Source organism: Hyunsoonleella aestuarii, from assembly GCF_006148925.1.
GTDB classification, from domain to species: domain Bacteria; phylum Bacteroidota; class Bacteroidia; order Flavobacteriales; family Flavobacteriaceae; genus Algibacter_D; species Algibacter_D aestuarii.
The window spans coordinates 356,302-368,633 of record NZ_VAWB01000003.1 but is presented as its reverse complement, the minus strand read 5'-3'; the positions used below and the strand labels follow the sequence as shown (position 1 = coordinate 368,633).

Annotated in this window: 10 protein-coding genes; 1 reads left to right on the top strand and 9 read right to left on the bottom strand. The window is 33.3% G+C overall.

Annotation, left to right across the window (positions count from 1 at the left end; all coding sequences use genetic code 11):
• Positions 1-806 precede the first annotated feature (806 nt).
• The 7 genes from FEF17_RS13905 to FEF17_RS13875 all read right to left on the bottom strand — a co-directional run bounded on the left by FEF17_RS13905 (position 807) and on the right by FEF17_RS13875 (position 7,040).
• On the bottom strand, positions 807-1,451 hold the full coding sequence (locus FEF17_RS13905) for a type 1 glutamine amidotransferase domain-containing protein (RefSeq protein WP_246046858.1): 645 nt from the start codon (positions 1,449-1,451) through the stop codon (positions 807-809).
• Between the two features lie 309 nt (positions 1,452-1,760).
• Positions 1,761-2,768 carry an NADPH-dependent aldehyde reductase Ahr gene (ahr, locus tag FEF17_RS13900; protein WP_139003018.1) on the bottom strand — a complete coding sequence of 336 codons (1,008 nt, stop codon included), beginning with the start codon at positions 2,766-2,768 and terminating at the stop codon, positions 1,761-1,763.
• A gap of 173 nt (positions 2,769-2,941) precedes the next feature.
• Positions 2,942-3,988, bottom strand: coding sequence for an ACR3 family arsenite efflux transporter (gene arsB, locus FEF17_RS13895; RefSeq protein WP_139003017.1), 1,047 nt, complete (start codon positions 3,986-3,988; stop codon positions 2,942-2,944).
• Between the two features lie 42 nt (positions 3,989-4,030).
• Positions 4,031-5,119: a metallophosphoesterase gene (locus FEF17_RS13890; RefSeq protein ID WP_139003016.1), complete on the bottom strand. Its 1,089-nt coding sequence runs from the start codon at positions 5,117-5,119 to the stop codon at positions 4,031-4,033.
• A gap of 67 nt (positions 5,120-5,186) precedes the next feature.
• Positions 5,187-5,438, bottom strand: coding sequence for a type 1 glutamine amidotransferase family protein (locus FEF17_RS13885; RefSeq protein WP_139003015.1), 252 nt, complete (start codon positions 5,436-5,438; stop codon positions 5,187-5,189).
• A 26-nt stretch (positions 5,439-5,464) separates the two neighbouring features.
• Positions 5,465-5,920 (bottom strand): GNAT family N-acetyltransferase, encoded by a 456-nt coding sequence (locus FEF17_RS13880; protein WP_139003014.1) that lies wholly within the window; start codon positions 5,918-5,920, stop codon positions 5,465-5,467.
• Positions 5,921-6,098: 178 nt separating this feature from the next.
• Positions 6,099-7,040, bottom strand: a complete 942-nt coding sequence (locus tag FEF17_RS13875; RefSeq protein WP_139003013.1) for an aldo/keto reductase — start codon at positions 7,038-7,040, stop codon at positions 6,099-6,101.
• 384 nt (positions 7,041-7,424) lie between these two features.
• On the opposite strand from FEF17_RS13875, the gene FEF17_RS14340 reads away from it, so the two are divergent.
• Complete coding sequence (locus FEF17_RS14340) at positions 7,425-7,577, top strand: hypothetical protein (RefSeq protein WP_170181014.1); 153 nt, start codon at positions 7,425-7,427, stop codon at positions 7,575-7,577.
• Positions 7,578-7,593: 16 nt separating this feature from the next.
• Here the strand turns inward: FEF17_RS14340 and gatB/aspS are convergent, their stop codons facing one another.
• Entirely contained in the window at positions 7,594-10,932 is a 3,339-nt protein-coding gene (gene gatB/aspS / locus FEF17_RS13870) for a bifunctional amidotransferase subunit GatB/aspartate--tRNA ligase AspS (RefSeq protein ID WP_139003012.1), read from the bottom strand.
• Positions 10,932-12,332, bottom strand: coding sequence for an amidase family protein (locus FEF17_RS13865; RefSeq protein ID WP_139003011.1), 1,401 nt, complete (start codon positions 12,330-12,332; stop codon positions 10,932-10,934). Before FEF17_RS13865 ends, gatB/aspS begins: the two co-directional genes overlap by 1 nt.

The following is a 12,332-nucleotide window of genomic DNA, read 5'->3' as shown; positions in this document are numbered from 1 at the left end:
TATTGGTGTTAATCTTCTGTTTAGCAGAGAATTTAGCAATTCCTAGTTGATTCGGACGTAGTCGAATCTGCCAAAATTACCATTATACATTGTTGAAGTGCGTTTTTTTTCTGTTAATGACTTTAATTCCGACTAATATCAAAATAACTATCAGGGTTACAAAAAATATGATAGTCGAGCTACTCTTTGTTAATGAAAAAAAACGAGTTACATTAACCATTTCTTGAGTCAATTTGGGATAACTTTTCAACATTATAATTATGCCGAAATTTTCCAAATAATCTGCGATTCCAGCAATTAAAGGTAATAGGCATAGATAAGAGTATGGTGATCTAAATTTTTTCAGTTTCTTGAGAAAATATGCTAAAAGCAAACAGTAAGAAAGACCGAAAAGAAGTGGATAAACCATATCCAAGGGTATTTGTTTCGTTAGGTAAGTCCCTCGTCCAATTTCCCCGAGTGAATCGAATAATTCTCTTACATAATTCATGTCATATCCTGTTGGCATCATATCCAGCAGTTTTAATCCATTCGAGTGACTCATTGTTCGGGGAATCGTAACGGTCAGCATAAGGACATAAAAAATATTTGTCAAGATAAAAAGTCCTAAAACCATTTTTCCAGATATGGTCCTTTCAATGAATTTTGTGAATTGTTTCATTTTATTAAATGTACCATAACGGTTTGTGTATGGTTAGTTGTGTAGGTGACTAAGATAGAAAAAAGGACAGTAGTAAGGAAATTTGCTAGGATTTCCGAGATACATATTACCCGCGTTCAGCAATTAATTATAACCGTTGTGGGCATTAGCTTTCTATTTGTTTAATTATTTCTTTTGCAACTATTGCTGAAGATGGTAGAAACATGGTAGACACGATTCTCTTGTCTATTACTATATCGTTTTTATCATTCAAATCACTTTTGGATTGAAATATTCCGCCATTTGCTCTCAATTGATTTTCCACCATTACAGGCAATAAAGTTCCTTCTTTAGCCCAGTTTTTAGTAATCTCAGTTGAATTTGGAAAACCAGTCACTTTCTTCCCTTTAACCATGTAATCACCATTATTAAGTTTGACATTTGCAAAAGCACCAGGTCCATGTCCACACCCTCCTACTATTCCACCATTTTCATAAATTTTGGCTATTATTGATAATAAATTTTCGTTATTGGCTATATCAAATAATGGTCCATATCCTCCACCAATAAAAACGGCATTATAGTTTTTATAATTTACTAAGTTTGGCGTAAGTGAGTTTTCAACATTACCGTTAAAATTTTCATACTTTATAGTATAACTGCTAATTCCAATCGGATCCATTGTGAAAGGGACTTTCCCGCCAGTTGGTGAAACAAAATCAACTTTATATCCATGAGAAACAAAAATATGATATGGAGGAGCTACTTCCCAGAGGTTATTTCCCGCAACGTGTTTTTCAGGGTCGCCCATATCTTTTGTATTTGATACTATGATTAATATTCTACCTTTTTCCGTTATCTCATTTTTACAGGAAAAAAAAATTAGTAATATCAGTAATGCTAAAAGTGATTTTTTCATTTTTTAATTGATTAAATTTTATATAAGACTATAACAAGAAAAGAATGTTACAGTCTTTCGTAATTAATGCTAATGCGATTGTGTATAATTTGGTAGCGGGTTTAATTACTAAACCTAGGAAATACAAACTAATAAAAAATCAGCAGGAATTTCCAAGGCGGAGGAGAACAAGTAATTACATATAGCCATTGATGTGAGTAGTTATTTATTTTTCAATACTATCCTAAATCGAGCTTTACCATTTTCTAGGTGTTCAATTGCTTCATTTACCTTTTCCATTGGAAATTCCTCAACATCTGGATAAATATTGTGTCTTACACAAAAGTCAAGCATTGTTTTAGTTAGTGCAGGACTACCTATCGGACTTCCTCCAACAGATTTTTCTCCCATAATCAAACTGAATGCAGGAATTTCCATCGGTTCCAATACAGCTCCTACGGTGTGAAATTTTCCTTTAGGCGCTAATGCGGTCAAATAAGAATTCCAATCTAAAGAAACATTAGTGGTATTTAATATAAAATTTAGTTTTCCATTTATACTTTCTAATTCTTCAATAGATGTTGAATCTATCACCTGACTTGCACCCATATTTAAAATGGACCTCTTTTTCGATGGATTTGAGCTAAAAGCAATTACTTTACAACCCCAGTGTTTTAAAAATTTAACGGCCATATGTCCTAATCCTCCAATTCCAATGACTCCAACTGTATCAGTTGGTTTAACACCAGCCAATATTATAGGATTAAAAACAGTAATTCCTCCACATAACAAAGGTCCTGCTTTACTCATATCAATACCTTCTGGAAGCGGAATGGCCCACGACCAATGTCCGCGAACCTTGTCCGCAAATCCACCATTTCTGCCTACAATAGTGGCCTCACTCTTTGAGCAAAGGTGGTGTTCACCATCCATACACTGGTCACAACTCATGCATGATGCTGACATCCAACCCAATCCCACTTTGTCGCCAACACTTAGATTTTTAACAGTATTACCGATAGCTATTACTTCACCAATTATTTCATGACCAGGTACAATAGGATATTGAGTCATTCCCCAATCATTATTTATCATGCTTAAATCAGAATGGCATATGCCACAATAGGAAACTTTAATATCAACTTCTTCAGAACCAATTTCTCCTAAGTCATACGAGTAAGGCATTAGTTTTGCTTTTTGCTCAGTGGCGGCATATCCATTTACTTTCATAATATATTATTTTATAGATTATATTTTTTAATTACTAACAACGGTTTTGTGTTTGATTTCATTTAAGGTTTCAGCACCTAATTTAACAAATACAAACCGAATAGAATATCCTTAGGATTTTCCCAGGTAAGTCTGAACTAGCGATTAATTATAAACGTTTTTACCCACTGGCTTTAGGCGTTGGATTTTTTATAATACTTTTTTCTTAACCAAAAAGAAACACGAACCAATAAAATCAATGCAGGCACTTCAACCAATGGGCCAATTACTCCAGCAAATGCTTGGCCTGAATTTAGTCCGAAAACTGCAATTGCAACTGCAATAGCTAATTCAAAATTATTTCCTGCTGCTGTAAAAGCAACTGAAGCTGTCTTGTCGTATTCTGCTCCCGTTGCTTTGGTAAAGAAAAACCCAATAATAAACATTAACGCAAAATAGATAAGTAAAGGAACTGCAATAATTAGAACATCCATTGGAATTTCCACAATCAATTCTCCTTTAAGCGAGAACATTACCACGATTGTAAATAACAGAGCAATTAAGGTTATTGGCGAAATTGCAGGAATGAATGTCTTTGTATACCATTCCTCTCCTTTTATTTTTACTAAAATAAGTCTGCTCAATATTCCCATTACAAATGGAATACCTAAATAAATAGCTACACTTTCAGCAATTGTCTCGATTGAAATATCTACAATAGCACCTTCAAATCCAAAATAGGGTGGAAGAACAGTTATAAAAATCCAAGCATAAAAACTGTATGCAAACACTTGAAAAATACTATTTAAAGCGACTAAACCAGCACCATATTCGTTACTTCCTTCTGCAAGGTCGTTCCATACCAAAACCATTGCAATACAACGAGCCAAGCCAATCAAAATTAATCCGACCATATATTCGGGATAATCACGTAAAAATGTAATTGCTAGAACAAACATTAAAACGGGACCAATTATCCAATTTAGAATAAGTGAAATAGACAGGATTTTTGTGTTTCTGAAAACTTTTGGTAAGAGAGAATAGTTGACTTTTGCTAAAGGAGGATACATCATTAATATTAAGCCGATTGCAATGGGAATATTCGTTGTTCCACTACTAAATGAATTTATGATGTTAGGAAACGTAGGGATAAAATACCCAAGTCCAACTCCAATAGCCATTGTTATAAATATCCACAACGTAAGATTTCTGTCAAGAAAACTTAATTTTTTTTTAGCCATTTTTATAACTTTATGAGTGAGTAAATGTAATCAATTCAACCGCTATTTTTTATATATGTTGTTGGTAGTTGTAATTTTATCAAATTGTTTTTTCTTTCCGTTCATAGTCCCTCGAAAATATTTATTGTTTTCAATGAATAAAATTTCTCCATATTTTCCTTTTTTAATACTTGAATCTACACCGAAAATTTTATTACCAAATAAGCTAACGACTTCTTCATTTGAACAATGTCCAACTACTATGTGTTTTGAACTTATATGATTTAATATGTCAGTAATATCTTCATCTTTTAAATTATCATTAAAATACCCACGATACCATATTAAACTTTTTCCACCATAATAGATTTTATAAAAGTCAGTAGACTTTAAATCTTGCTTATTAATTTCAATGGAATTTCTCATTACGTTATTAATCTTTTCAAGATTGAAATCAGTATGAGATATAAATTCCTTTGATACACCACCGTGGACAAAAATATTATCATTTATTTTAATAATAGTTGGCTTTGAGCGCAACCATCTGCCAATTATTGTTTTATTGTTATATAATTCATTATAATCTAAATTTAATAATTGACCTGTTATGTTGTATTTATTATTTATATATCTTAAATCTTTATGTAATACCATATACTCGTGGTTACCTAATAAAAAATGAACCTTACCTCCTTTATTTTTTGCTTGTTGTTCAAGTTTATAAACTAACCAAAGCATTTCATTTACCTTATCACCTCTGTCGAAAATGTCGCCGACAATTACCAAATGCCCTTTACCATAATTCCAATTTAATTTTTTGTCTATTATTTTATTACTTTTTAATAATTCAATGGCTAGTTCGTATTGTCCATGAATATCACTTAGTGCGGCAATTTTCTTTATATTTTTAAAGAAAACCTTGTTGGGCGTATATATTGTATCATACGAGTTAGCATTTAAGTTTTTTGATAAAACTTTACCTTTAACAATCTTTTTTTCAACCAAATTATTTTTTTCTATAAAAACATAAGGACCATCATTTATTTCTGTAAGTTGATTTAAATAACTGTCTTTTATTTTTTTAATTTCTTGACTTAAACCATTAGAGATTGAGATAAATAGTATTATTATAAATGACGTATTTTTAATCATCGTTGGTTTTTAAGTATTACTCTAACAGGTTTAGTAAATGAAAGTACGGGATTTAAACACTAAATTTTCAGAAATCAATATAATTAATTAAACACACACTTTTTTCATCACTATACAACTTCCTTTTCACTGGTGTAAGTCCTAAAGTTTCTATAACAGCTTCAGCAGATTTTGTAGTTGAAAAAGGGTTTTGTCCTGTTACAACCTTTCTGGAAACTGCTACTTCAGATAACATAAAATCGATTTGTTTAAAAGTAGCTCCTCTAAAGGTTAACATGTTTTCTAACCTAAAAGTAAATTCCGAGTAGATCTGAACCAAGCAATTAATTTTAAACTTTGTTGTACTTAGTTATTTATTCTACGCTCAAATTTTATTTTTCTAATTCCCTGCTCAGTATTCCATTGTTTAACTTCTTTGAAATCAAACTTTTTATACAATTCAGTGGCAGGCCCATTCTCCAGTCCGGTTTCAACAACAAAAAGATTCGAATCAAATGTATTAAATACGAATTCCATTAGCTTTCTGGCAATTCCTTGTCTAAAAAAAGTTGGACTAACAACTAAACTATTAATATCTGTAAAGCTATTGTTATGATAGATTTCAATTACTCCTGCAAGCTCTCCATCTTTTAAGTATCCGAAAAATTCTGTATTACTATTCACATAGCTCTTAAGAGGTCTTTTTAAGGGAGGAAAATCAGTTGCATTTAATAATTTTGCTTCAACCTTATACGATGATTGAAAAACGGTACGTATTCTTTTAGACACTTCTATATCATTATTTTCAAGTCTTTCAATCATCTTTTGTAATGGTTCGTTTAATTAAGAATGGTCTAGGCTATGATTTTGTTGTGGAATCATCCGTAGGATTATTCCGCTGAAATACAGCCGTTTGATTTATAAATTAAAATTTGATTTAGCTCTCTGCCACAATGGGTTATAGCCACTGTTAGGCAACGTTCATTTTTAAATTTATCTATTACCAAGGTAGGTTCAGTTTTTTAATTTCATATTGATATAACTTTTCAAGTTGTTCTATAAGACTCCTTGAAATAGAAATATCTGTACTTTGGACATTGCTCGTTAGCTGTTCGATATTTACATTACCTGGAATAACTGTGGAAACCGCATCATAAGCTAAACAAAAAGCTATTGCTTTTTGGGCAAGGTTCTCTTCTGTTCCAATAATAGACTTAACTTTGTTTACAAGTTTAGCTCTTGTTTCAATATCTTCTTTAGACCATCTACTTCGAATATCATGAAACCTACTTTCTGTATTATATTTGCCAGTTAACCAGCCAGAATCAAGTGGAATTTTCACAATAATACCAAATTCTTCATCTTGTGCTTGTTCAAATCCGAGCAAAGTATCCTGATGAAAGATATTAAAAAACACCTCCATTACTTTTGAGTTTGTTGTATTCATTAATAACTTCATGTCGTCATAAGTATCTAAGGAAGCACCGTACGCCTTTATTTTTCCTTCTTCAATTAATTTATCAAGAATTTCATAATGGTCATTTTTATTTCCATCAAAATATTTAGAAGGTGGGTTGTGAATAATCAGTGAGTCAAGATACTCTACTTGAAGTCTTTTTAAACTTCCTTCTAAAGATTCCCTTATGTAATTAGATCCAAAGTTTAACGTACCAGTATGTGTGTGCCCAAATTTTGTATTAATTACAATTTTACTTCGGTCAACACCTTTAAGCGCCTTGCCTAATCTTTCCTCACTAGTTCCATGTCCATAATTTGGGGCCGTATCAAAGAAGTTGATTCCAAAATCTAAGGATTTATGAACAAGTTTAATGGCTTCAGTTTCTGTCATGCTTTTCCATCCAGAGTTTTGCCCTAATTGCCATGCTCCAAGGCCTATTTCAGAAATATTTATAGAGTCTTTGAAGTATTTTTTATATTTCATTGAGTATAAATTCCTTTTATTAGATATTTAAACATTAATTATTAATCACTCTTTTTTTAGGCTGCCTATTGATCTTGTGTATTGTTAGTTGCGTAGTTGAGCAACTAAGTTAACAAACAAATCACAGATAGAAAATTCCAGCGGAATTTTCGCAAGTCTGTATTGACCAAGCAATGAATTATATACGTTGTTGTGCTTTCGTTTCTGAAAACACTCTTCAATATACTTTTCGACGCTCTTTGTTTCACAAAGACAATGATTATACGGTAGAACTTTATAGATAGCTTTACCTAAATATCTTATTGTTAATTATGCTTTTTGAACCCCTTCAAGGAGAGTAATATTATAATCCATATATTGGTATTTTAATTTTAAAAATCCTAGATGGAAGAAAAGCAGCCTTATTTTAAATTAATTGTTTTAATAATGGCTGGAACATCTTCATTTTATCTGCCTTTCGGAATAGCAAGAGTTTTTAGACCTACTTTTTTAGATGTTTTTTCCATTAATAATCTTGAATTAGGATTATGTTTTTGATAGTATAAATGTTTAATTACTTCCTAGTAACCTTAACATTCATTTCTTCAACTTTTTTATCAGATAAAGGCGAAGGAGCGCCAAATAACAAGTCTTCACTAGTACCTGTTTTTGGAAATGCCATAACCTCTCTAATAGAAGCTTTTTTCTCAAGTATCATCATCAACCGGTCTACACCCCAAGCAATACCCCCATGCGGTGGCGCACCATACTGAAATGCTTCATACATAGTACCTACACTTTTTATCATCTCTTTCTTATTGTAGCCCATGTTTTTGTAGGTAGCTTCAAGAATTTCGGCTTTATGCGCTCGAATAGAACCACCGCCAATTTCATAACCATTAAGAATTAAATCGTATTGCTGTGCTATAATACTTCCTATCTCATCGTCTCTGCCAGTCATGTGTTTATCAATATCGTAAACGGCAGGCATAGAGAATGGATTATGCGTAAAAGTCCAGCGCCCTTCCTCTGTTTTTTCAAACATAGGGAAATCGACCACCCAAGCAGGTCTTAATTCTTTAGGATTTATAAGTCTAAGCATGATCCCAAGTTCTTGTCTCACAGCATCCAAGGCTTTATTGGCAGTCTCATAGTCTGCAGCAGAGAAAAATACAATATCTCCCACTTGTGCCTTTGTGGTTTCTATAATTCCTGCAGCAATGTCTTCCCCTAAAAATTTAATAATTGGCGATTGTAAATCATGTTCATTTACAATAATGTATGCTAAACCACCCAACCCATGCTCTTGGGCAATACCGGTAAGTCTTTCAATTTGCCCTTTAGATAATCGTTTTTTTCCTTGTTCTTTGGCAGAAACTTTGATGCATTTTACTATACCGCCTTCATCAATGGGTTTGCTAAATACCTGAAAAGAGGTTTCTTTTACTATCTCCGTAATGTCTTGAAGTTGTAAACCAAAACGTAAATCTGGTCGGTCACAACCATATTTGTCCATCGCCTCTTTATAGGTTATAACTTCAAATGGATGTAGTATCCACTTTTTGCCATAAATTTTGGTAACAATATCATTAAACAATTTGGTGTTTAAATCGATAATTTGTTCCATGCTAGCATAGGCCATTTCAATATCCAACTGTGTAAATTCTGGTTGTCTATCGCCACGTGAATCTTCATCTCTAAAGCAACGTGCAATTTGGAAATACTTTTCGTAACCACTAACCATCAATATTTGCTTAAACTGCTGTGGTGCTTGAGGAAGCGTATAAAACGATCCTGCTTTTTTTCTTGTAGGTACAATAAATTCGCGTGCGCCTTCATCGGTTCCAGCAGTAAGAATTGGTGTTTCTACCTCCAAAAATTCTTGCTCGTCTAAAATATCACGCATTAGCTTAATGACTTTATGACGATTTATAATAGCACGACGTACAGAATCGTTTCTATGGTCGAGGTATTTATGTTGAAAACGAACTGTTTCGTTTGTCTTGGTAGCCCGTTTTATTTCAAAAGGTAATGTTTTTGAAAGATTAAGAATATATAATTCAGATGTCTCTAATTCTATAGTTCCGGTTCTTAAGGATGGATTATAGTCATCGGCTTTTCGTTGAACCACAACACCAGTTACGGTTATAACAGATTCTGGTTTTAATTTTACCAGTTCATCTAAATTTTCAAACGACTCTCTGCTTAAACGTACCTGAAATATTTCGTGGCTAGAATCCCGTAAATCAATAAACATAAGCTCACCATGGTCGCGCACACTAGAAACCCAACCCGCTAAGGTTACTTTTTTAGAAATAGAATCTTCCGATAATTGTGACGCCTTATGGGTGCGGTAACTATCCTTTATAACCATTGGAATCTTTGGCAGTACCTCTTCGTCTTGTTTTACAATAGTTGCATCTTCCTTTATCTCACTTTTTACATCGGTTTGAGGCACTTTTTTAGACGAGACCGCATCTGAAGCTAATTCATTAAGAATACGCTCGCGAATCACTTTTCCTGAAGCTCCTTTGCCTATAATGCCAATAACTTTACCAACCAAAATACCGGCCTTACCTTGATTTCCAGACTTTATGTGGTTAGCAATAACTTCATTTTCTGAAATTACTTTTTCAATCGCCTCTTTTATTTGAGAATCTGAAATGGTATGATCTTCAAAATATTTATTATAGTTGAAGCTTCTGTCTTTTAAATACGCTGTTATGGCGTTTTGTACTAATACCGAAGTGATTTTTTCAGCTTTAAAAAGTTGAAAAATTTCAATTAAATGATCAATATCATGAATATCGTTATAATCGTCTGCGCCAATATTATTTACTAATGTTTTTGCTACAAATGAAGGGTCTTTTATTACATTATTAATGGCTACAAAGGTTTCCGATCGTAACGAATCTGCAGTGAAAAACTTAGCGTCTTGCGGTAAAACACCTCCATTAATTAAAATACGCTCCACTGCGAAAGGCAAAGTGTTTGTATCTACATCAATACTTTCAACCACACTTTTAATGTTTACGAAAGGTAAATCGGGTTCAGATATAAAACGGTAATCGGCTTCATATTCCTTTTTACGCATAATTTTAGTTTGCTTCAAATCTGCATCCCAAAGTACAGTGGTTTGGTCTGGTCTAAATTCTTTATGCTCTAGATAGTAGCTAAGTTGTTTTTCAACTTCTTCTTTTAAAGCTTCTACCATAAACTTAAACGAATTCAAGTTTTTTATTTCGGTCCGTGGGTTTAAATTATAGTCACGCTTTCGTCTTAGCGATACAGAAACATCCGATTTAAATTCCCCTTTCTCAAGGTTAGCTTCAGATATTTTTAAATTTTGCACAATACGCTGTATGTATTGTGCATATATTGAAGCATCTTCAATATGGCGAATACAAGGCTCAGTCACAATTTCAATTAGGGGTACACCTGCTTTATTAAAATCTACTAAAGAAACTTTTTTTTCATGCATCAATTTAGCGGCATCTTCTTCAATATGAACCTGTGTTAGGTTAACCGTAAACTGAGATCCATCATTACGAAAACAAGATACTTGTCCGTCTGGAATAATAGGATTATGAAACTGTGTTATCTGTATGTTTTTTGGGTTATCCGGATACTCATAATGTTTACGATCCCAAGAAATAACATCGTTTTCAAAAGTCGATTTCACAGCTTTACCAAAATAGATGGCCTTATTAATTGCTTCTTTATTAATAGCTGGTAAAACCCCCATTTGCCCTGTACAAACCGAGCAAATATTATGATTTGGCGTTTCAATCTCTTGATTCGGACATGAACAGAATAACTTAGTTTTTGTATTTAATCGAACATGAGTTTCTAGTCCGATAACTAACTCTAACTCGTACTTTTTTAATAAGTCGTTTAATTGATCTAGCTCCATTACAGTATGTCTTTTAAGAAGTTAGCAAACTTTAAAACGAGCTCGTCGTTGTTTTTTGCAGCGGTTATTTGTAGTCCTGTTGCGGTGCCTTGAGGCACTGTTAGTGTTGGTAGTTGCCCTAGGCTAAAACCAACAGTATAAGCATCGGATAAATACATTGCCAAAGGGTCTTTTAAGCTATCTCCAATTTTAGGCGGTGTATTTGGTGTAACTGGAGAGAGTATGATATCGACCTCGTTAAAATCTTTTTCAAAGTTTTCGGAAATACTATCTCTTAAAGCAAGACCTTTTAAATAGATTTCATCGGAAAAACCTTGTGATAATACCTGGTTTCCACCAACAATTCTACGTTTGGTTTCTTCTGAAAAATTTTCAGAACGTGTTACAGCATAGGTTTCTTTTAAATTTTCAGATTCAATACGATTACCATAATTGGTACCATCTAACCGCGATAGGTTAGAGGCTGTTTCTGCCATCGCTAAGGTATAGTAGGTTGAAACTAACGTATTCGATTCAAAGAAATCCAAAGCTTTTACTTCAATGCCTTTGGCTTTTATTTTTTCGATGCTTTCCAAAAAGTCTGATTTTATTTGACTGTCAATAGCATCACTTTCTATAAAATTCTTGAAGTAACCAACGGTTTTTATAGTATCTGAACATAAAATAGCATCATGAGTGATTTCAGTGGAAGCATATGTGGTTTGATCTTTTACGTCTTTACCACTCATTATATTAAGAACAATGCGGATATCTTCAATCGATTTTGCTATTGGTCCAACGCAATCTGTAGAAGAGGCGTAAGCCATTAGTCCATAGCGCGAAATACGTCCGTAAGTAGGTTTTAATCCATAAACATTATTGTAACCTGCTGGTTGACGCACAGATCCACCCGTATCACCCCCAATGGAAAAAACGGTAAAATCTTTAGCGACATTAACGGCAGAACCACCACTAGAACCACCACCAACTAATTCTGGATTGATAGCGTTTTTAACCGCACCGAAAATAGTGTTCTCGCTAGAGGAGCCATGTCCAAAACTATCACAGTTTTCCTTCACTAAAGGAATGGCACCAGCGTCTAATAATTTTTGAATGGCAGTAGCAGTATAGGCCGATTTGTAGTTTTTAAGTAAATCTGAACTTGCAGTGGTATAAGTTCCTTGTACCATGTAAACGTCTTTAATACCAAAGGGTATACCTTCTAACAAGCCGATGGATGTACCTTTGGAAATTTTATCATCTACTTTTTTAGCTAGCTCTAGAGCTAAGGTATCAAGTAATGAGTTTACAGTGTTATGGGTATTGGTTTTAAGTAAATCTAAACGTTGTTGTACTAATTCTGTACATGTAATTTCTTTATTCACCAACTGCTGATGAACTTTATGTATTTGAGATTCCAT